At 71.1% G+C, this 20,476-nt stretch carries 17 protein-coding genes and 1 pseudogene; 5 read left to right on the forward strand and 13 right to left on the reverse strand.

Translation table 11 applies throughout. The features are described from left to right. Window positions 1–3: 3 nt before the first annotated feature. On the forward strand, window positions 4–465 hold the full coding sequence (locus YIM_RS27390; RefSeq protein ID WP_153033066.1) for a tRNA (cytidine(34)-2'-O)-methyltransferase: 462 nt from the start codon (window positions 4–6) through the stop codon (window positions 463–465). Here the strand turns inward: YIM_RS27390 and YIM_RS27395 are convergent. Continuing rightward, window positions 462–1,658 (reverse strand): FAD-dependent monooxygenase, encoded by a 1,197-nt coding sequence (locus tag YIM_RS27395; RefSeq protein ID WP_153033067.1) that lies wholly within the window; start codon window positions 1,656–1,658, stop codon window positions 462–464. The genes YIM_RS27390 and YIM_RS27395 overlap by 4 nt on opposite strands. A 31-nt stretch (window positions 1,659–1,689) precedes the next feature. Here YIM_RS27395 and YIM_RS27400 point away from each other — a divergent pair, with 31 nt between their 5' ends. Continuing rightward, window positions 1,690–2,439, forward strand: coding sequence for a TetR/AcrR family transcriptional regulator (locus tag YIM_RS27400; RefSeq protein ID WP_153033068.1), 750 nt, complete (start codon window positions 1,690–1,692; stop codon window positions 2,437–2,439). Here YIM_RS27400 and YIM_RS27405 read toward each other — a convergent pair. The 6 genes from YIM_RS27405 to YIM_RS27430 form a co-directional block, all read right to left on the reverse strand. Continuing rightward, window positions 2,417–3,400 (reverse strand): VWA domain-containing protein, encoded by a 984-nt coding sequence (locus YIM_RS27405; RefSeq protein ID WP_153033069.1) that lies wholly within the window; start codon window positions 3,398–3,400, stop codon window positions 2,417–2,419. The two genes, YIM_RS27400 and YIM_RS27405, sit on opposite strands and share 23 nt — an antisense overlap. Further along, window positions 3,397–4,347 (reverse strand): DUF58 domain-containing protein, encoded by a 951-nt coding sequence (locus tag YIM_RS27410; protein ID WP_153033070.1) that lies wholly within the window; start codon window positions 4,345–4,347, stop codon window positions 3,397–3,399. Before YIM_RS27410 ends, YIM_RS27405 begins: the two co-directional genes overlap by 4 nt. 12 nt (window positions 4,348–4,359) lie before the next feature. Beyond that, on the reverse strand, window positions 4,360–5,439 hold the full coding sequence (locus YIM_RS27415; RefSeq protein WP_113692275.1) for a MoxR family ATPase: 1,080 nt from the start codon (window positions 5,437–5,439) through the stop codon (window positions 4,360–4,362). A gap of 84 nt (window positions 5,440–5,523) precedes the next feature. Further along, on the reverse strand, window positions 5,524–6,078 hold the full coding sequence (locus tag YIM_RS27420) for a molybdenum cofactor guanylyltransferase (RefSeq protein ID WP_153033071.1): 555 nt from the start codon (window positions 6,076–6,078) through the stop codon (window positions 5,524–5,526). Window positions 6,079–6,099: 21 nt separating this feature from the next. Next, window positions 6,100–6,432, reverse strand: a complete 333-nt coding sequence (locus YIM_RS27425; RefSeq protein ID WP_153033072.1) for an MmcQ/YjbR family DNA-binding protein — start codon at window positions 6,430–6,432, stop codon at window positions 6,100–6,102. A gap of 73 nt (window positions 6,433–6,505) precedes the next feature. Then, window positions 6,506–7,849, reverse strand: coding sequence for an NlpC/P60 family protein (locus YIM_RS27430; protein WP_153033073.1), 1,344 nt, complete (start codon window positions 7,847–7,849; stop codon window positions 6,506–6,508). Between the two features lie 258 nt (window positions 7,850–8,107). Here YIM_RS27430 and YIM_RS27435 point away from each other — a divergent pair, with 258 nt between their 5' ends. The 3 genes from YIM_RS27435 (at window position 8,108) to YIM_RS27445 (ending at window position 13,178) form a co-directional block, all read left to right on the forward strand. Beyond that, entirely contained in the window at window positions 8,108–8,593 is a 486-nt protein-coding gene (locus tag YIM_RS27435) for a hypothetical protein (protein WP_194239766.1), read from the forward strand. Beyond that, window positions 8,590–10,122: a flagellar basal body protein FliL gene (locus tag YIM_RS27440; protein WP_194239767.1), complete on the forward strand. Its 1,533-nt coding sequence runs from the start codon at window positions 8,590–8,592 to the stop codon at window positions 10,120–10,122. Before YIM_RS27435 ends, YIM_RS27440 begins: the two co-directional genes overlap by 4 nt. A gap of 236 nt (window positions 10,123–10,358) precedes the next feature. Continuing rightward, the gene (locus YIM_RS27445) at window positions 10,359–13,178 is read left to right on the forward strand and encodes an aconitate hydratase (RefSeq protein ID WP_194240343.1); all 2,820 of its coding nucleotides are present in this window, start codon (window positions 10,359–10,361) and stop codon (window positions 13,176–13,178) included. Window positions 13,179–13,521: 343 nt separating this feature from the next. Here YIM_RS27445 and YIM_RS27450 read toward each other — a convergent pair. From YIM_RS27450 to YIM_RS27475, 6 genes and pseudogenes are all read right to left on the reverse strand, one after another. After that, window positions 13,522–13,956: pseudogene (locus YIM_RS27450) on the reverse strand (MgtC/SapB family protein); the annotation flags it as partial. 231 nt (window positions 13,957–14,187) lie between these two features. Then, window positions 14,188–15,798, reverse strand: coding sequence for an alpha/beta hydrolase (locus YIM_RS27455; protein ID WP_153033076.1), 1,611 nt, complete (start codon window positions 15,796–15,798; stop codon window positions 14,188–14,190). Window positions 15,799–15,899: 101 nt separating this feature from the next. Beyond that, window positions 15,900–16,877 carry an L-histidine N(alpha)-methyltransferase gene (gene egtD, locus YIM_RS27460; RefSeq protein ID WP_153033077.1) on the reverse strand — a complete coding sequence of 326 codons (978 nt, stop codon included), beginning with the start codon at window positions 16,875–16,877 and terminating at the stop codon, window positions 15,900–15,902. Between the two features lie 16 nt (window positions 16,878–16,893). Continuing rightward, window positions 16,894–17,637, reverse strand: coding sequence for an ergothioneine biosynthesis protein EgtC (gene egtC, locus YIM_RS27465; RefSeq protein ID WP_153033078.1), 744 nt, complete (start codon window positions 17,635–17,637; stop codon window positions 16,894–16,896). Window positions 17,638–17,644: 7 nt separating this feature from the next. Continuing rightward, entirely contained in the window at window positions 17,645–19,000 is a 1,356-nt protein-coding gene (egtB, locus tag YIM_RS27470; protein ID WP_194240344.1) for an ergothioneine biosynthesis protein EgtB, read from the reverse strand. 5 nt (window positions 19,001–19,005) lie between these two features. Then, window positions 19,006–20,277: a glutamate-cysteine ligase family protein gene (locus YIM_RS27475; RefSeq protein WP_153033079.1), complete on the reverse strand. Its 1,272-nt coding sequence runs from the start codon at window positions 20,275–20,277 to the stop codon at window positions 19,006–19,008. Window positions 20,278–20,476: the final 199 nt, after the last annotated feature.

Genomic DNA, 20,476 nt, shown 5'->3' on the forward strand with positions numbered 1-20,476 from the left:
CGGGTGTTCCGCATTCTGTTCTACCGGCCGGAGATCCCGCCCAACACCGGCAACGCCATCCGGCTCGCGGCGAACACCGGGTGCGAACTGCACCTGGTGGAGCCGCTCGGGTTCAACTTCGAGGAAAGCCACCTGCGCCGCGCCGGGTTGGACTATCACGACCTGGCGGTGGTGCGGGTGCACCCCGACCTCGACGCCGCGTGGGCGGCGCTGCTGCCCGCGAAGGTGTACGCCTTCACCACCGCGGGCAGCAGGCTGCACACCGAGGTCGACTTCGCCCCCGGCGACGTGCTGATGTTCGGACCCGAGTCGGCGGGCCTGCCGCCGGAGGTGCGCGAGGCACCGGAGATCACCGACCGGGTCCGTCTGCCGATGCGCCCGGCGAACCGCTCGCTGAACCTCTCCAACAGCGCGGCCATCGCCGTCTACGAAGCCTGGCGCCAGCACGGCTTCGCCGGTAGTTAGGCGCCGATCGGCTCGTCCCAGTCGAGGTGGTGGTCGTAGATCCACTGGCTCGGGTCGGTGCCGGTGCGCGCCGCGCGCCGCATGGCCACGCTCATGATCAGGTCACGCGGCAGCCGCGCGATCGGGCCGAGCGCCTTCCAGCCGCCGACCCGGTTTCCCTGCTCCACCACACGTTCCACCCGCTCCCGCCGCAGCCGCTCGAAGGCGGCGAAGGCGGTGCCGGCGTCCTGGCCGTCCCGCAGGCACTTGGCCAGCACCACGGCGTCCTCGACGGCCATGGCCGCGCCCTGCCCGATCGACGGCGCGGTGGCGTGGGCGGCGTCGCCGATGATGATCATCCGGTCGCGGTGCCAGCGCGGCACGGCCGGCAGGTCGTAGGTGTTCCACCCGGCGAAGACCCGCTCGGTCGCCGCGATGATCTCCGCGGCGGGCCCGCGATCGCGCCGGAACAACTCCGTCAGCCGGGCGCGCCACGCTTCCGGGGTGATCGCCGACAGCTCGGCGGGCGTGGGTTCGGTGGGGCAGGCCGGATTCGCCACCCACCACACCTCGCCGTCCGGGTGCACGGTGTAGGCGAAGAAGCAGCGCCTGCCGAACAAGGCGTTCATCACGCCCGGCTCGGCCCCGGTCCTCACCCCGCGCGCGTATCCGCCGGTGTTGAGCAGCCCGGCGTACCGCGCCCCCGGAGCGTCCGGAGCGATGATCTCGCGGGTGCGAGACCGCAGGCCGTCCGCACCGATCAGCACGTCGCCCTCGGCCGCGGTGCCGTCGGCGAACCTCGCCCGCACCCCGTCACCGGTGGGTTCGGCGTCGACGAGCCGCTTGCCGAACTCGATGCGCACCCCGCGGCGCACGGCTTCCTCGCGCAGCGCGCGGTACAAATCCGCGCGCTTGACCGTGCGGCTCACCGTGCCGTCCTCCAGCGCCGTGCCGTAGGGCAGTTCGCCCAGCCGCCGGCCGGAGCCACTGGTGATCGTCATTCTCGGTGTGTCGAAACCGAGTCCGCCGACATCGAGATCCAGTGCGCGCAGTGCGTCGAGCGCGTTCACCGCCAGGGTGAGGAAAACGCCCGCGTTGTCGGCCGTGCGGTCGTACGCCTCGTAGACGACCGGGTCCAGTCCGGCCTTGTGCAGGGCGATCGCGCTCGCCGCACCTGCGATACCGCCGCCGATGATCATCGTTGTATATGCCATAAACCGAGGTTTATAGCATATACTCAAGCCCATGAGCGACAAGCTGCCCGCCGGAATCGAGCTGCTCTGGGCCGGACTCGACGGCCCGGAACCACGCGAAGGGCTGAGCGTGTCGAAGATCGTGCGCACGGCGGTGGAACTGGCCGACGCCGGCGGCCTCGAAGCGGTGTCCATGGCCAAGATCGCCGACCGGCTGGGCTTCACCGCGATGTCGCTGTACCGGCACGTGCCGGGCAAGGACGAAGTGCTGCTGCTGATGCTGGACCGGGTCTCGGCCGTGCCACCCGAACTCGACGATCCCGGCGACGACTGGCGGCTCGGCCTCGAGCGCTGGTGCCGGGCCCAGTGGACGATGCTGCGGGCCCATTCGTGGATCCCGCACCTGCCGATCACCGGCCCGCCGATCACGCCGAACCAGCTGGCGTGGACCGATCGCGCCCTGCGTGCCCTGCGCGGCACCGGACTCACCGAAGCCGACAAGGCGGGCGTGGTCCTGCTGGTCGCGGGCCACCTGCTCACCGCCGCCCGGATGAGCACCGAGCTGGGCGCGGCCGCTTCGAGCGAGTCGGTGGCCGCGCACAGCGCCCTGCTCGGCGAACTCGTCGACGCCCGGCGCTTCCCCGCACTGCGCACGGCGATCGAGGCGGGCGCGTTCGACTACCCGGAAGGCACGGCCGAGCCGGACCGCGAATTCGGCTACGCCTTCGGCCTCGACCGCATCCTGGACGGCGTGGCCGCCCTCATCCAGCGGAGGGCAGCTACGGCAGGCGCTGCCCGATGAGCAGTGAGCTGCCGACCCCGGCGAAGAGCACCAACGTGCCCAGCACCACCCACGGCCTGCTCGCGTCGGCATCCTTGGTCTCGTAGCCGATCTGCTCGCCCAGGTTCGCGTAGACCTGCTTGAGTTCCTCGGCGGTCGCCGCCTTGTAGAACTCGCCGCCGGAGAGCTTGGCGATCTCGCGCATCGACTCGTCGTCCACCTCGACCGGGACCTGCTCGCCCTCGATCTCCACGGTGCCCCGCGAGGTCCCGAACGAGATGCTGGAGATCGGCACCTGCGCCTGCCGCGCGGCCTGCGCGGCGGTGAACCCGCCCCGCGGCCCGTACGGGTCGTCGGTCGGCACCGTCTGCTTGCCGTCGGTCATCAGCACGATGCGCGCCGGCGGCGGCCCCTCGGCCCCCGCGATCACCGAGGAGAAGCCCTCGATCGACTGCAGCGCCGCGAACACGCCCTCGCCGGTGGCGGTGGACTGCGCGAGCTTGAGGTTGTCGATCGACTTCACCACGTTGACCCGCTCGGTGGTCGGCGCCACCAGCACGGTCGCCGTGCCGGCGAACGAGATCAGCCCCAGGTTCACCCCGGGCGTCAGCCCCTGGGCGAACGAGCGCGCCGCCTCCTGCGCCGCCTTGATCCGGCTCGGCTCGACGTCGGTGGCCTCCATCGACAGCGAAACGTCGATCACCAGCATCACCGTGGCGCGGTTGCGCGGCACCTTCGCCTCGGCGGTCGGCCCGGCCAGCGCCACGGTGAACAGGATCAGCGCCACGGTGATCAGCGCGGCAGGCACGTGCCGGACCCGGCGCTCGCTCTTCGGCGCCACCTTGTCCAGCAGTTCCAGGTTGGAGAACCGCAGCGTGCGACGGCGGCGCAGGCGCTGCACCACCACGTACCCGGCGACCACCCCGGCCACCGCGATCAGCAGCAGGAACCACCACGGCGCGGCGAATCCGGTCAAGCTCATGCGACACCTCCCGACCATCCGCGCTTGCGAGCCACGACAAAGCGGACCATGTCCGCGATCCAGTCCGAATCGGTGCGCAGCACCAGGTGCCCGGCCCCGGCCCGCCGGATCCCGGCGGCCACCTCGGCCCGGTGCGCCCTGGACGCCGCGCCGAACTCCTTGCGCAGCAACGGGGTGGCGTGCACCTCGCGCTGCCGCCCCGACTCCGGATCGGCCAGCACCACGGTGCCCACCTCCGGCAGGTCGAGGTCACGCGGGTCGAGCACCTCGACCGCGATCAGTTCGTGCCGCGCGGACAGCCCGCGCAGCGGGCGCTGCCATTCGGTGCCGCCGAGGAAGTCCGAGATCACCACGACCAGCCCGCGCCGCCGGGGCGGGCGCCGCAGCTGCTCGATCGCCGAGGGCAGATCGCCCCGGGTGCCCTCGACCGCGCGCGGCGTCTCGGCCACCTTGCGGACCAGGCCGCGTGCGTGGGCCAGCCCGCCACGGGCCGGGATGCGCCGGGTTTCCGCGCCGGTGGACACGATGGCGCCGATCCGGTTGCCGCCACCGCCGGTCAGGTGCGCGATCGCGGCCATCGCGCAGACCACCAGATCCCGCTTCTCGCACAGCGCGGTGCCGAAGTCCAGGCTGGCCGACAGGTCGGCCACCACCCAGGTCTCCAGCTCGCGGTCCGCGACGGTCTCGCGGATGTGCGGCTCGGTGGTGCGCGCGGTGACCGCCCAGTCCATCCGGCGCACGTCGTCACCGGGCTGGTACGGCCGCGCCTCCCCCGGCTCGGACCCCGGCCCCGGTACCAGGCCGAGGTGGTTGCCCTGCATCAGCCCGTCAAGCCGCCGCCGGACGTCCAGCTCCAGCGTGCGCAGGCCCGCTTCGAGCCGGTCGCCGGTCAGGATCGGGGGCGCCCAGCGCGGGCGGTCGTCGTTGGATTCCTTCGCCGAAAACATCGACCTCGCCGCTTACCTGACCGGCGCGCCCGCCGGCACCGGCTGCTGCGGCCCCTGCGGGCCACCGCCCTGCGGCCGGGCCGAGACCTGCGGCAGCGGCACGGTCTGCAGCACGCGGGTGATGATGTGGTCCAGCGGGACACCGTCGGCCAGCGCGTCGTAGGACAGCACCAGGCGGTGGCGCAGCACGTCCGGCACCACGTCCACCACGTCCTGCGGCAGCACGTAGTCGCGGCCGCGGACCAGCGCGAGCGCCCGCGAGGCGGCGATGATGCCGAGGCTGGCGCGCGGCGAGGCGCCGTAGGACACCCAGCCGGCCACGTCGGTCAGCCCGTGCTCGGCCGGGGTGCGGGTGGTCAGCACCAGCCGGACCACGTAGTCGACCAGCGCGTGGTGCACGAAGACCTGCGAGGCCACGCCCTGCAGGCGGACCAGCTCGGCCGGGCTGAGCACCTCGTGCGGTTCCGGCGGGGTCACGCCCATCCGGTAGACGATCTCGCGCTCCTCCTCCGCCGACGGGTACTCCACCACGATCTTGAACAGGAAGCGGTCGCGCTGGGCCTCCGGCAGCGGGTAGACGCCCTCGTTCTCGATCGGGTTCTGGGTGGCCAGCACCAGGAACGGATCGGGCATCGGGAAGGTCTTGCCGCCGATGGAGACGTGGCGCTCGGCCATCACCTCGAGCATCGCCGACTGCACCTTGGCCGGCGCGCGGTTGATCTCGTCGGCGAGCACGAAGTTCGCCACCACCGGGCCGAGCTCGACGTCGAAGCGCTCGGCGCCCTGGCGGTAGATGCGGGTGCCGAGGATGTCGGCGGGCACCAGGTCGGGGGTGAACTGGACCCGGGAGAAGGAACCGCCGACCACCCGCGCGAAGGTCTCCACGGCGAGCGTCTTGGCCACGCCCGGCACGCCCTCGAGCAGCAGGTGCCCCTTCGCCAGCAGGCCCACCAGCATGCGCTCGACGAGCCGGTCCTGCCCGACGATGATCCGCTTCACCTCGAACACGGTGCGCTCCAGCAACTGGGCGTCCCGCGCGGGGGTTCCTGGTTGCTGACCGGGCACGCCCTCGGCGTAGCCGGGATCGGTCACGGGTGCCTCCTCGACGAGTTCTCTGCAGATGGTGCCGCCACCGTAGTCAACCCGGGTGGCGGTATGACGGCTGTGAAGACGCGATCACCGCGTTCCGCGCAGCCGGTGGAGATCTTCGGGGGTGTCCACGTCGGCCGCCTCGCCCGGCGCCGCCGGAACCTCCACAATGGACAAATCACCCAGTGCCCGGCGCAGCGCGGCGCCGGACGGCTCGGCCGGGACCGCCGCCCGCAGCGCCGCCGCGCGCCACACCCCGGTCAGCCACTGACGGCGCCCGGCGTCGACCAGCAGCGCGCCGTCGGCGTCACCGCGGGCACCACGAAGCCTGTCCACTGTGGACGAGGTGAGCCCGGTCAGGTCCCCGGCCAGCAGGGCGATTTCGGTGGCGTCGGGCAGCAGGGCGAGCCCGGCCGCGAGCGCCGCGACGGGACCACCGCCCGGCGGATCCTCCCGCGTCCAGCGCACCGCGCGAAGCCCTTCCCGTGGCGGCCCGACGACCACTGGGTCCACCACGCCGGCGTCACCGAGCGCGGCGAGCACACCTTCGAGCAGGGACCGGCCGCCGACCTCGAGCATGGGCTTGTCCACGCCCCCCAGCCGCCTGGCCTCGCCCCCCGCGAGCACGATCCCGGCGAACATCGGGCCAGCATGCCACAGCGGTCACCGGCCGCCCGCGTCGGCGAGGCGGCGCGGCGCCCGCCACGCCCAGGCCCGCTCGGTCAGCCCGCGGAACAGCTCCGGATCGACCGTGGCCAGGTCCACTTCGAGCAGCAGCCGCCGCTGGCGGATCTGGCCGCTGAACACCGCCGGGTCCTCCTCGACCGCGGCGCGGACGTCGGCCTCCTTCAGATGCAGGTGGGCGCGGGTGCCGTCGGCGACCAGCGCGGCGAAGGTCCGCCGCCGCACCTGGAAGCACGGCGTCGTCCCCTCCCCCGCCTCGGTCACCTCGGGCAACGCCATCGCGATCCGGCGCACCTCTGCTGGTTCGAGCATTCGAGTTCCCCTCGTCGAGCACGGTCGAGCACCTATGCCCGGACGTCGAACGGGGAGACCCGGAATCGACAGCTCAGCCGATGAGACGGGTGGCGTACGGCATGATGCCGCCGTAGCGGACCGGCGAGACCTTGACCACCGAGCCCGAGTGCGGGGCCTCGATCATCTGGCCGTTGCCCAGGTAGAGGGCCACGTGGTGGATCCGGCCGCCGCGGCCCCAGAACAGCATGTCACCGCGGCGCATCTGCGACAGCGGCACCTTGGTCCCGGAGTTGTACTGGTAACCGCTGTAGTGCGCCAGCCCCTTGACCCCGGCGAAGGCGTAGATCATCAGCCCGGAGCAGTCGAAGCCGACCTTGCGGTAGTCGCCGTGCGCGTCGGCCACCCCGCCGTCGCGAATGCCCCTGGTCGGCCCGCTCTGGTTGCCGCCACCCCAGGCGTAGACCACGCCCAGCTGCGACATCGCCCGCGCGATCACCGACTCGACACTGCGACCGGCCGGCGCGGACGGCGCCGACGGACGGCCCGCCGAACCACCGTTCTTCTTGCCGCCACTCGGCGCGGGCTGGGCCATCGCCGCCTTGCGGGCCTGTTCCTCTTCTTCCGCGCGCTTCTGCGCCTGCCAGTCCTCGTACCGCTGGCGCTGCCCCTCCAGGCCGCTGACCTTGGACTGCGCCTCGTAGAGCCGCCTCTCCACGTCGGACTTCTCCGACTCGAGGCGCCCGTTCTCGGCTTCCTGGTCCTGCTGGGCGCGGACCGCCTCGTTCTGCGCGGCGTCGGCGTTGCTCTTGGCGCGCTCGGCGGCCGCCTGCTTCTCGCGGGCGACCTCGAGCTTCTTGCGTGCCTCGGAGTCCTTGTTCGACTTGTCGGTCTGCGCGCGCTGCATGCCTTCGAGCGCGTCGACCTGGCTGCCACCGACCGCGTCGAGCAGCTGGGCACGGGCGAGCAGGTCCTTGGGGCTGTCCGAGCCGAGGTAGGCCGAGACCGAGCCGATCGTGCTGCCCTGCTGATAGCTGGCGCCGACGAACTTGTCCAGGTCGGCGCGCGCGTTCTCCACCGCGGACGCCGCCGCGTCGGCCTCGGCGCCGGCGGACTCGGCGTCCCGCTGGGCCGCGCTCGCCTCGTCCTGCGCTGTCTCCATGTCGACGCGGGCCTTGTTCGCGTCCTCCATCTTGAGTTCGACGTCGGCCTGCAGCTCGCCCAGCCGGGACTCGGCCTCGGCGAGCCGGTTGGTCAGCTTGCCGACCTCACCGGCCTTGGCGTCGGCCTCGTCGCGGCTGCTGTCGAGTTCGGAGTCGCTGGGGTTCGGCGGGGGCGGCGGCACGGCGACCGCCGTTCCGGTTCCGCCGAGCAAAAGCACCACGCTGAGTGAGCCGATGGCGGCCCACTTCGCCCGCGCGCGCCCGCTGCGTTTCACCCGCCACCTCCGACCGTCCTCAATCGACACCCGGTGACCTGCGCTTACCCAGGCCCCCGCGAGCACTGTGCCACCTGAGCCCCACAATGACCACCAGTCACACGCGAAACTCAGGCCTCGTTGATCACTTTTCCCCCGATCCGGGGATACGGGAAAGCCGGACGGGGGTGAACCTGGGACCCGCCTCGCGCGTCCAAGCCGCACCGGACGTCCGTCCGTGAACCATCCGTGAAACTCCGTGAACGAGGAGAGACCCCCGTGCCGAACCGCTCGTTGGCCACCAAGGTGCTGGCCGCCTCCGCCGCCGCGGGCCTGGTGCTCGCCGTGGTGGGCAGCTTCCTCAGCTGGTTCCGCTCGGGCTCGGTGAACCGCAGCAGCTACCAGCTGGTCGGCCTGATCGACCGGTTCGGCCTGACCGACAACACCTTCGTGCTGCTCGCGCTGCGGGTGTGGATCGTGGTCCCGCTGCTGGCCGCGGCGGCGATCGCGCTGCTGGTGCTCGGCGCCACCCGCACCGGCGCGGCGGTCACCGTGGTGCTGGCTATATTCGTGGGAACCGCGGCGGGGTTCGCCGCCGTCCAAGGTGGCGATGAGGGCGGACCCATCGGCGTAACACCGCTGGGACCCGTCACGACTACCATCGGCACGCTGGTCGCCGTCATCGGGGCGCTCGGCGCGGTGGCCGTGTCACTGTGGCCGCGGCGACGCGGTGGCCAGGCACAGAGGAATCGAGGGGTCTCGTGACCAGTCCAGGACAGGGCGGCCAGTGGCCGCAGCAGGGCGGCGAAGGGCAGCAGGGCGGTCAGGAGTACCCGCAGCAGCAGTACCCGCCGACCGCGCAGCAGTACTACCCGCAGACCGGGGAACAGCAGTACTACGCGCCCCAGACCGGTGAGCAGCCGTACCAGCAGCAGCCGTATTCGACTGGACAGCAGCAGTACGCCCAGCAGGGGCAGTACCAGCAGCAGTACTCGCAGGAGCAGTACTACGCCCAGCAGCAGGCCAGTGGTGGCTACCCGGTGCAGCCGGACGGCGCGCCCGGCGGCCCTGGCACGCCCAAGCGCAAGAAGGGCCTGATCATCGGCCTGGTGATCGCGCTGGTGGTCGCGGTCGGCGGCGGGGTCACCTGGTTCGCGCTGGCGCAGAGTTCCTCCGGTGGCGCGGACACGCCGACGCTGGCCGCGCAGAACCTGGCGAACACGATCAGCTCCGGTGACGTGGTCGGCCTGCTCGGCACGCTGGCGCCCGCCGAGGCCTCGCTGTTCACCGACCCGATCGAAGAGGCCGCGGCCGAGCTGAAGCGGCTGGAGATCATCCGCCCGGAGGCCGACCCCAAGGCGCTGTCCGGCATGGAGATCAAAACCGAGGGCCTGGTCTTCGACGAGTCCCAGCAGCAGCAGGTCAACGACCACCTGACCATCACCAAGCTGACCGGCGGCAAGATCACCGTCACCGCGGACTTCACCAAGATCCCGCTGACCAAGGACTTCCTCGAAGCCACGCTCGACGCCGACGACCTGCCGTCGGGCCCGGAGACCGAGACGATCGACATCGCCGAGGAGGTCCGCAAGAACAAGGGCGAGCCGGTGCGGATCGCCACGGTCAAGGTCGACGACGCCTGGTACCCGAGCCTGCTCTACACGATCGCCGACTACGCGCTGCTCGAGGAGAAGACCGAGTGGCCCGCCCAGGGCATCGCGGCCAACGGCGCGGGCAGCTCGACCGACGCGGTCAAGGAGCTGCTGCAGGCCGCGCTCGACGCCGACATCAAGCGCGTGATCGAACTGCTGCCGCCGGACGAGATGGGCGCGCTGCAGGACGCCGGCCCGGCGATCCTCGAAGCGGCGGGCAAGGAGAAGCCCAGCGGCGCGAAGGTGCTGAAGCTGGAGACCGAGAGCAGCAACGTCGGGGGCGGGACCCGCGCCACGCTGACCGCGCTCGAGCTGCAGGGCCCCGACGGTGAGGACTTCAAGCTCAGCAAGGACAACGACTGCTACTCGGTGACCATGGAGGGCCGCACCGAGCGGATGTGCGCCTCCGAGCTGGCCGACCTGGTCGAAAGCGAGTCCGACAGCTCGATGCCGCCCGCGGTCAGGCAGGCGCTGACCAGCCTCGGCACCGGCATCCTCAAGCAGGGCGTCGGCGTGATCACCACCGAGGTCTCCGGCAAGCACTACGTCAGCCCGATCCGCACCTTGAACGAGCAGGGCATGACCATCCTGCGCAGCCTCAAGCCCGAGGACATCAAGGCGCTGCTCGAACTGGCCGATTAGCCACTGTCCTCCCGCAGGAAAGGCCCCCGCGAACCTCGCGGGGGCCTTTTTCGCGCGTCACCGGCGTGGCGGCTTGAACCAAAAAAAGGACAAGCGTACTGTTTGTGGCGGACACCGATGCCAGCCTGCCGCTGCGGGCGTGGCGCCGGTACGCAAGACTCGGCGGTGGTCGACCCGAACGACCGCACCGAACACACCGAACTGACCCGGGACGACTCACAGGTCCGTCCATGCCCATGGAGTTAGACGTGACTGCACCAGCCAGCAAGGACAGCTTCGGCGCGCGTGACACGCTGAAGGTCGGCGACGCCTCGTACGAGATCTTCCGACTGGACAAGGTCGAGGGCTCGGAGCGCCTGCCCTACAGCCTGAAGGTTCTCCTGGAGAACCTGCTGCGCACCGAGGACGGCGCGAACATCACCGCCGACCACATCCGCGCGCTCAGCGGCTGGGACCCGAAGGCCGACCCGTCCACCGAGATCCAGTTCACCCCCGCCCGCGTGATCATGCAGGACTTCACCGGCGTGCCGTGCGTGGTCGACCTGGCCACCATGCGTGAGGCGGTCACCGACCTCGGCGGCGACCCGGACAAGGTCAACCCGCTCGCCCCGGCCGAGCTGGTGATCGACCACTCGGTGATCATCGACGTGTTCGGCACCGCCGACGCCTTCGAGCGCAACGTCGAGTTCGAGTACGGCCGCAACAAGGAGCGCTACCAGTTCCTGCGCTGGGGCCAGGGCGCCTTCGACGAGTTCAAGGTGGTGCCCCCGGGCACCGGCATCGTGCACCAGGTCAACATCGAGCACCTGGCCCGCACCGTGATGGCCCGCAACGGCCAGGCCTACCCCGACTCCTGCGTCGGCACCGACTCGCACACCACCATGGTCAACGGCCTCGGTGTGCTCGGCTGGGGCGTCGGCGGCATCGAGGCCGAGGCGGCCATGCTCGGCCAGCCGGTCTCCATGCTCATCCCGCGCGTGGTCGGCTTCAAGCTCACCGGCGAGATCCCGGCCGGGGTGACCGCCACCGACGTGGTGCTCACCATCACCGAGATGCTGCGCCGCCACGGTGTGGTCGGCAAGTTCGTCGAGTTCTACGGGCGGAGCGTGGCCGAGGTGCCGCTGGCCAACCGCGCCACCATCGGCAACATGAGCCCCGAGTTCGGCTCCACCGCGGCGATCTTCCCGATCGACGAGGAGACCGTGCGCTACCTCAAGCTGACCGGCCGCTCCGCCGAGCAGGTCGCGCTGGTCGAGGCCTACGCCAAGGAGCAGGGCCTCTGGCACGACCCGTCGCACGAGCCGGAGTTCTCCGAGTACCTCGAGCTGGACCTGTCCACCGTGGTGCCCTCGATCGCCGGTCCGAAGCGCCCGCAGGACCGCATCGAGCTGACCGACGCGAAGTCCGCGTTCCGCAAGTCGGTGCACGACTACGTCGACGGCGAGCAGGTCACCCCGCACACCAACGTGGACGAGGCGGTCGAGGAGTCCTTCCCGGCCAGCGACCCGGCGGCGCTGTCGTTCGCCGACGAGGACGCGGTGAGCCTGGCCTCCGCCGCGAACGGCGCCTCCGGCCGCCCGAGCAAGCCGGTCCGGGTCAAGTCGGACGACCGCGGTGAGTTCGTGCTCGACCACGGCGCCGTGGTGATCGCCTCGATCACCTCGTGCACCAACACCTCCAACCCGTCGGTGATGCTGGGCGCGGCCCTGCTCGCCCGCAACGCGGTGGAGAAGGGCCTGACCGTCAAGCCGTGGGTGAAGACCTCGATGGCGCCCGGCTCGCAGGTGGTCACCGACTACTACGAGAAGGCCGGTCTCTGGCCGTACCTGGAGAAGCTCGGCTACCACCTGGTCGGCTACGGCTGCACCACCTGCATCGGCAACTCGGGCCCGCTGCCGGAGGACATCTCCGCGGCGGTCAACGAGAACGACCTGACCGTGGTGTCGGTGCTCTCGGGCAACCGGAACTTCGAGGGCCGGATCAACCCGGACGTGAAGATGAACTACCTGGCGTCGCCGCCGCTGGTGATCGCCTACGCGCTGGCGGGCACGATGGACTTCGACTTCGAGGCGCAGCCGCTCGGCCAGGACGGTGACGGCAACGACGTGTTCCTGAAGGACATCTGGCCCTCCTCCAAGGAGATCCAGGACACCATCGACTTCGCGATCACGCAGGAGATGTTCACCAAGGACTACGCCGACGTGTTCGACGGCGGGGACCGGTGGAAGTCGCTGCCCACGCCCGAGGGCAAGACCTTCGACTGGGACCCGCGGTCCACCTACGTGCGGAAGCCGCCGTACTTCGACGGCATGGCCGCCGAGCCGGCCCCGGTCACCGACATCTCCGGCGCGCGCGTGCTGGCCAAGCTGGGCGACTCGGTCACCACCGACCACATCTCCCCGGCCGGTGCGATCAAGCCGGGCACCCCGGCCGCGCAGTACCTGACCGAGAACGGCGTGGACAAGAAGGACTTCAACTCCTACGGTTCGCGGCGCGGCAACCACGAGGTGATGATCCGCGGCACGTTCGCCAACATCCGGCTGCGCAACCAGCTGCTGGACGACGTGCAGGGCGGCTACACCCGGGACTTCACCCAGGAGGGCGCGCCGCAGGCATTCATCTACGACGCGGCGCAGAACTACGCGGCGGCGGGCACCCCGCTGGTGGTGCTCGGCGGCAAGGAGTACGGCTCCGGTTCGTCGCGTGACTGGGCGGCCAAGGGCACCTCGCTGCTGGGGGTGCGCGCGGTGATCACCGAGTCGTTCGAGCGCATCCACCGGTCGAACCTGATCGGCATGGGCGTGATCCCGCTGCAGTTCCCGGAGGGCGAGTCGGCTTCCTCGCTGCACCTGGACGGCACGGAGACCTTCGACATCGAGGGCATCACCAAGCTGAACGATGGCGAGACCCCGCGCACGGTCAAGGTCACCGCCACCAAGGAAGACGGCACGAAGGTGGAGTTCGACGCGGTGGTCCGCATCGACACCCCGGGCGAGGCCGACTACTACCGCAACGGTGGCATCCTGCAGTACGTGCTGCGCAAGATGACCGCCTGAGTTGATTTAGCTCGCGAAGCGCCCCGCCACTCGTTTCCGGGTGGCGGGGCGCTTTCGCATCCGCCCCCTCCCGGACGGCGGGGGGCGCTTTCGCATCCGCCCTTCCGCGTGGGAGGACGTCTTCTCGCGTGCGCGCCTTCGTACGGCGAGGCACCTCTCCTGGTCACTCCTCCTTCGCAGCAAGGCGCTTTCTCCCGATCCCTACTCCCGCCCGGCGAGGCACCTCTGGCGTACACACCCCTTCGGCCACAGCGGAGCGCTTCTCGCGTTCGCCCATTCGTGTCGCGGTCGCTTCTCGGGTGGCGGGGCGCGTTTGCGTTCATTCCTCGGCGGGTGGAGCGGCGTCGCGGCTTTCGTCGGGGCGTCGGTCGACGGCGTGTCCCAGGGCCCGCAGTGCCACGTTGACCAGCACCACGACACCCGCCCCGGCGGCTGCGACATCGTAGAGGCCGGCACCGGCCAGGGCGCCCACCGCGGCCGAGCACCACAGCGTCGCCGCGGTGTTGAGGCCGCGGATGTTCGCACCGTCGCGCAGGATCACGCCCGCGCCGAGAAAGCCGATACCCGACACGATCTGGGCCGCGACACGAGTCGGGTCGGCGTTGCCGAGGCCGTCGAAACCGTGTGCCGAGAGCAACACGAACAAGGTCGAGCCCACGGCCACCAGCGTGTTCGTGCGCAGCCCGGCCATCCTGGCGCGGAACTGCCGCTCGAACCCGATCGCCGCACCGAGGCCGACCCCGGTGCCGACGCGCAGCAGTACTTCGAAGAAGGTCATCACGACCTGCCTTTCCGGCGTGCGCACACAAACCGGACAAGACTCGGAAGGCCGTGAGCTAGCCCCGCACGGCGAAGCGAACTGGCACGACCCCTCCAGGACTGTCCTCTGGCATGTGCCGCTCACCTCGCTTCCGTTTCCGTGCCGCGCCCACGCGGCAGTTGATCAGGGCCGGTCGACTGTACACCCGGGCGGCGCGGTCGCACCCGCGCCGCCCGGGAGGATCACAGTTCAGTCGGCCGCGAGGACCGGGTCGAACGGGGCCACGTCCGGCAGGAACACCTGGCCGGGCGCGGGTGCCTTCAGGTCGATCAGGTAGTCGGCGGTGAGATCGTCCACCCCCTGCGAATCGCCGAGGATGCAGTGCCCGAACGCGTCGACCGAGACCAGCCGGGCGTTGCCGAGCTGCTGGGTCATCCGCTTCGAGAACTCGTACTGGGTGGCCGGGTCGTAGTAGTTGCCGACCACCAGCACCGGCGTGTCGACCTTCGCCTGCCACGGCCCGGCGTAGACGTCCTCGTCACCGGGCCAGACCGGGCAGCCCGCCGCGTCGGCGAACGCCTGGATCCGGCCGAAGGTGCGCGACTCCTTCTCCCACACCGCAGCGATCTCGGGCAGCTTGTGCTGCTTGTGCTTGAACCGCTTGTCCGAGCAGTTGACCGCGAAGTACGAGTCGTCCGAGGTGTACGGGGTGTCCGGCCACACGTCGAACCGGCCACGGTTGCCCGGCGTGGTCAGCGTCGGCACGTCGGCCGCGGACAGCGCCTTCGCCGCGGGCGGGTGCAGCACCTCGTAGACCTCTTGCAGTTGCTCGGCGAGCATGGCGAATTCGGAGAAGTTGTACAGGGCGCCGCCCACGCCGTTGGTGAAGGTGTGGATGTCGACCTGCCCGCCACCGGGCAGCGGGATCGGCTGCTTGCGGAGGTGTTCGCGGATCTCGTCGAACTTCTGGCGCGGACTGCCCTGGCTGAACGCGCACTTCGGGCCGACGTCCTTGCATTCGCCGAGGTAGGCGTCGAGCGCGAGTTCGAAGCCGCGCGCACGTTCCCGGTCGTACTGCAGGCCGTCGCTGGTACGCAGCTTCGGATCGACGTTGCCGTCGAGCACCAGCGCGCGGGTGGCCTTGGGGAACATGTTCGCGTAGGTCGCGCCGATCAGCGTGCCGTAGGAGAAGCCGACGTAGGTCAGCTTCTGGTCCCCGGCCGCGGCCCGGAGCACGTCGAGGTCGCGGACCACGTCCTTGGTGGACATGTGGTCGAGCAGGCTGCCCGCGTTCCGGTCGCAGAACCCGGCGTAGTCGCGGTAGGCGGCCAGCGAGTCCGACATCTCGGTGCGGCTGATCGGCACCGCCACCTGCTTGGCGAACACATCGGCCTGGTCCTCGGCGGTGGTGAAGCAGCGCAGCGGATTGCTGGAGCCGACCCCGCGCGGATCGAAACCGACCAGGTCGAACCGGTCCAGCACCTCGGGCTCGAGATAACGGTCGGCACTGATCGGCATGCGCAGGCCGGGACCGCCGGGCCCGCCCGGGTTCAGGAACAGCGAGCCGATCTTCGCCGACGGCTGGCGCGCGTGCCGCCGCAGCAGCGAGATGTCGATGGTGCCGAGCGCGGCGTTGTCGTGGTCGATCGGCACCCGGTAGTAGGCGCAGCTGAAGTTCTGGTGCTGCTCCGGGGGCACCCCGATCAGCGTGGACGGCGGGCAGGGCTTCCAGGCGATCGGCGCGGTGGCCGCGGCCGACGCAGGTTCTGGCGCTCGTTCCGGTGCGGCGGTGGCGGTGGCGGGCAACCCCGCCAGCACGAACCCCGCCACCACCGCACCGGTGAGCACCCGTCTGCGCACCGGTCCTCCCGTGGATTGGAACACGACTTCTCCCTTCGCCGTTTCAGCGAGCGGAGAATGTCACGGGTGGACTCGGCACTGCGTCGGCCAAATCAGTTAATTCATTTCCTGTCCGCCTTTGCCAGGGTGAGGCTGAACAGCCCGTCGGCGTCGGTCCAGCGCTCCGCGACATCGAACCCGGCCGCGGCGAGTTCGGCGGCCAGGCCCTCCGGGCGGAACTTCGCCGAGATCTCGGTGCGCACGTGCTCACCGGCGGCGAACCGCACTTCCAGGTCGGCGCCGGGGATCCGGACCACCTGCTCCTCCGTGGCGCGCAGCCACATCTCGATCCACTCGGCCTCGGCGTCCCAGTGCGCCACGTGCTCGAAGGCGTCCACGTCGAAGTCGGCGCCGAGCCGTTCGTTGATCACCCGCAGCACGTTGCGGTTGAACTCGGCGGTCACCCCCGCCGCGTCGTCGTAGGCGCGGACCAGCCGCTCCGGGTCCTTCACCAGGTCGGCGCCGAGCAGCAGCCACTCCCCCGGCGCCAGCACCTCACGCACCGAGCGCAGGAACTTCGCCCGCTCGGCGGGCAGGAAGTTGCCGATGGTGCCGCCGAGAAAGGCGACCACCCGCGGCGGCTCGCCGGGCAGCAGGCCCAGGTGCTCGGTGAAGTCGCCGACCACCCCGCGCACCTCCAGCTTGGGGTACTCGGCGGCGATCGCCTCGGTGGCTTCGGCCAGCGCCGCCCCGGAGACGTCCAGCGGCACGAAGGTCTCGAGCGTGCCGTGCGCGGTCAGCGCGTCGAGCAGCAGGCGGGTCTTCTCGCTCGACCCCGAGCCCAGTTCGACCAGCGCGCGGGCGCCGGTGGCCCGCGCGATCGCCGGGGCCCTGCTCGCCAGGATCTCGCGCTCGGCCCTGGTCGGGTAGTACTCGGGCAGTGCGGTGATCTTCTCGAACAGCTCACTGCCTGCCGCGTCGTAGAACCACTTGGGCGGCAACCACTTCCGCTCGGCGGCCAGTCCGGCGCGCACGTCGGCGCGCAGCGCCTCGGTGACGGCCGCCTGGCTGTGGTGCTCGGTGAGATCGGGTTCGCTCATGGCGGGTTTTCGCTCCTCAGCCGGTAATGGGGGTGATCTCGACCTGACGGCCGCGGACGGTCACCGCGTGCCGTTCGGGCACCGGGGTCCAGCCGGGGCGGTCGTCACAGGGTTCGGAGGCGACCACCGTGCCGGTCTCGGTGGCCACATAGGACAGTGCGTGCGTCCACGCGGTACCGACCAGCAGCTCGCCGTCGGTCAGCAGCAGGTTCAGCCGCGAGCCCGGCGCGGCCGCCTCGACCTCGGCGACCAGGCCGGTCACCGCGCCCACCGGTTCGGCGCCGTCGCGCAGGCGGGCCGAGAGCACCGCCCAAAGCAGTACCGAATCGGTCGGCGCGGGCAGCCGGAGCAGCTCGGCCACCGGCAGCTTCTCCGCCAGTGGCACCACCGACTCCGGCCAGCCCGGCACCATGCCGTTGTGGCTGAACAGCCACCGGCCCTCGCCGAACGGCGCGCAGGCCGCCTCCCCCACCGGCATGCCGGTGGTGCCGTTGCGCACCGCGGCGAGAAAAGCCTTGGTGTGCAGGGAAGCGGCCAGCGGGCGCAGGCTCTCGTCGGTCCACAGTGGAGCGTGGCGCCGGTAGCGGAGCGGCTCGGCGGCCGCCCCGTACCAGCCAAGGCCGAAGCCGTCCGCGTTCACCGATCCGCCGCCCCGCATGTCCGCCGGGGCGTACGACTGGTGCAGCAGCGAATGCGGCGCCTCGAACAGCAGCTCCGCCGGCGAGCAGGGCTCACCGAGGTAACCCAGATGGCGGCACATCCGGTGCTCAGGCCCGCTCGGCGGGAGTGAGGTCCCTGGCGCACCGGAACCCGGCGAAGATCTGCCGCCGGATCGGGTAGTCCCAGTTGCGGAAGGTGCCGCGGATCGCCGCCGCGTCCGTGCCGAACGAACCACCGCGCAGCACCTTGTACTCCGGTCCGAAGAAGACCTCGGAGTACTCCCGGTACGGGAACGCGCGGAAGCCCGGATAGCCGTGGAAGTCGCTGCTCGTCCACTCCCAGACGTCGCCGATCAGCTGGTGCACACCGAGCGGCGAGGCACCGGCCGGGTAGGCGCCCACCGGTGCCGGGCGCAGGTGCCGCTGCCCGAGGTTCGCGTGCTCGGCGGTCGGCTCGTCGTCACCCCAGGGGAACCGGCGCGAGCGCCCGGAAACCGGATCGAACCGGGCGGCCTTCTCCCACTCGGGTTCGGTCGGCAGCCGCTTGCCCGCCCAGGCCGCGTACGCCGCCGCCTCGTGGTAGGACACGTGGACCACCGGCTCGTCGAGCGGAATGCGCTCGTGCACACCGAACCGGACACGCCACCACTGGTCGCCCTCGCGGCGCCAGAAGCGCGGCGCGACGATGCCGTGCTCGGTGCGGTAGGCCCAGCCCTCCTGGCTCCACCAGCGCGGGTCGGTGTACCCGCCACCGTCCACAAAGGCCAGGTAGGCGCCGTTGGTGACCGGGGTGGTGTCGATGGCGAAGCCGTCGACGTGCGTCTCGTGCGCCGGTCGCTCGTTGTCCAGCGCCCACGGCTCGGCCGTGGTGCCCATGACGAACGCGCCACCCGGGACCAGCACCTCGGGCGGCAGCGCGCCGGCGCGGCGCGGGGGCGGGGCGGGTGCGTGCAGCACCGGCTCACCGCGGCGCAGCTGGTGCGTGGCCAGCATGGTCTCGTCGTGCTGCTGCTCGTGCTGGGTGATCATGCCGAAGGCGAACGCGTTGCGCTGCAAGGCGTTCCCGTCGTCGAGCGGAGCCTTCTCCAGCACGTCGAAGGACTTGTCGCGGACTTCGCGGACGTAGGCGCGGGCGTCGGCCGGGCCGAGCAGTGGGAGGCCGGGGCGATCGGCGCGCGCGTGCATGAAGGCGTCGTAGATCTCGTCGAGGTCCGGGCGCAGCGGCTCCCGGCCGCCCACGTCGCGGACCAGCCAGAGTTCCTCCTGGCTGCCGATGTGCGCGAGGTCCCAGACCAGCGGCGACATCAGCTTCGAGTGCTGGCGCACCAGGTCCTCGTCGTCGACGGCGTCGGTCAGCGCGGTGCTGCGGGCCCGCGCCCGGGTCAGTGCTTCGGCGGCGTGGGCGCGCAGGTCCTGCGGGCTCAGCTCGAGCAGTGGGTTGTTTTCCGCGGTCGAGGTAGCCACGGTGGTCACGCCCTCTCTTCGGGGGTTCGGGCCGCCGGGGTCCTGGCGGCTCGGTGCTGCACGGCCTCGGTGATCCGGTCGATCACCTCGGGTGGCAATCCGGTCGCGCCGAGTGCGGCGCAGCCGAGATCGGCCACGGCCTTGGCGGCCGCGGCGATGGCCGGGTCGGCGAGACCGCGGGCGGCCGCGGTCTCCCAGGCACCGGCGACGGGTTCGCACAGTTCGCGTGCCCTGTCCACAGTGGATGGCTCGGCGAGCAGGGCGACGAGCAGGGCGGTGGCGTCGAGCCAGCCCCGCGGCGGCTGCGCGTCCAGGTACCGGATCTCCAGGTAGCCCTGCGGACGCACCGGGGTGAACATCGTGGTCAGGTGGTAGTCCAAATCGGCCAGTGTCGGCCTGCCGAACACACCCGCCTCACCGCGTCCGTCGATCCAGTCGGCGAAGGTGAAGCGCACCGGCGCGTCCCACGGGCCCTCGGCCCGCGGCACCACCAGCAACGGGGTGTCCAGCATTCGGCGCGCCCAGTCGCGCGGAGGGTCCGGTGTGGCCGTGGCGGCGAAGGTGCGGGCCCGTTCGGTGGCCATCACCGCCAGCCAGCGCGCGGAGGCGTGCCCGGTGTCCTCCCCCGCGTGCCTGCCGGAGTTGGCGAACAACGCCAGCAGCGCGGGCCCGAGTTCGTGTGCGGCCGCCCAGCGCGCGGCCAGGTGCTCGGGCTCCCCCGCGTCCACGCAGACCTGCAGCCCCGCCGTGCTGCACATCATGGTGAGGCCGCCGGGACCGTCCGGCGCGAACCGGCGTTCCATCGCGGCGTAGCGCGGGGTTTGCAGGATCCGGTCCGGGGCGCGATGGGCGTCGATGCCCGAATCGCCCAGTTCCAGCCCGGATCGGGCGAGCAGTTCGGTGAGATGGGCCAGATCGGCGTCCACAGTGACCGCCAGTTCGGCCAGTGAGCTGCGCGGGAGGGCCGAAATCTCCACTTGGCCGCCGGGTTCGATGCTCACCGGCGAGCCGCCCGGCAGGGGCGCGGCCTCTCCGCCGGGATCGAGCGTTCGTGGTGCGTGCGGGCCGAGCGCCTCGGCCAGCACACCGGGATCGAGCGGGCGGGACGGGTCGTCCCGGTGGTGCACGGTGTACTCGAGCTCCACTCCGAGCAGTCTCGGCGGGCCGTGCTTGAAGCACACCGACGCCACGTAGGCCTCGCCCTCCGCACGGTCGGAAACCACCCGCGCGGCGAGGTTACCCGTTGCGGGAGAAGGAAAATCTCTGACCGTCGTCATGCCACCTCCAACCTGAATGACTAGTGGGATCACCAGGATTCGGACGCTACACGCGGGGTACGACAATCGCAGCCGCCCGCGCTCGGACCCGGCTCGGGACGGGCTCGTCCAGCCGGGCAAAACCGGCGCGAGATCAGGCGGAAAACCCCGTTTCCGGCGGCGCGATTGCGCCATTCGAGGGAATCCCGACGGACTTCCG

Source organism: Amycolatopsis sp. YIM 10, from assembly GCF_009429145.1.
Classification (GTDB): domain Bacteria; phylum Actinomycetota; class Actinomycetes; order Mycobacteriales; family Pseudonocardiaceae; genus Amycolatopsis.

Excerpts from the sequence above, each read along its gene's own strand:
- YIM_RS27420 (WP_153033071.1), bottom strand. The coding sequence starts at position 6,078 with ATGTTCGCCGGGATCGTGCTCGCGGGGGGCGAGGCCAGGCGGCTGGGG.
- egtD (WP_153033077.1), bottom strand. The coding sequence starts at position 16,877 with ATGAGCGAACCCGATCTCACCGAGCACCACAGCCAGGCGGCCGTCACC.
- YIM_RS27405 (WP_153033069.1), bottom strand. The coding sequence starts at position 3,400 with ATGAGCTTGACCGGATTCGCCGCGCCGTGGTGGTTCCTGCTGCTGATC.
- YIM_RS27475 (WP_153033079.1), bottom strand. The coding sequence starts at position 20,277 with ATGACGACGGTCAGAGATTTTCCTTCTCCCGCAACGGGTAACCTCGCC.
- YIM_RS27400 (WP_153033068.1), top strand. The coding sequence starts at position 1,690 with ATGAGCGACAAGCTGCCCGCCGGAATCGAGCTGCTCTGGGCCGGACTC.
- YIM_RS27395 (WP_153033067.1), bottom strand. The coding sequence starts at position 1,658 with ATGGCATATACAACGATGATCATCGGCGGCGGTATCGCAGGTGCGGCG.
- YIM_RS27425 (WP_153033072.1), bottom strand. The coding sequence starts at position 6,432 with ATGCTCGAACCAGCAGAGGTGCGCCGGATCGCGATGGCGTTGCCCGAG.
- egtC (WP_153033078.1), bottom strand. The coding sequence starts at position 17,637 with ATGTGCCGCCATCTGGGTTACCTCGGTGAGCCCTGCTCGCCGGCGGAG.
- YIM_RS27445 (WP_194240343.1), top strand. The coding sequence starts at position 10,359 with ATGGAGTTAGACGTGACTGCACCAGCCAGCAAGGACAGCTTCGGCGCG.
- YIM_RS27410 (WP_153033070.1), bottom strand. The coding sequence starts at position 4,347 with ATGTTTTCGGCGAAGGAATCCAACGACGACCGCCCGCGCTGGGCGCCC.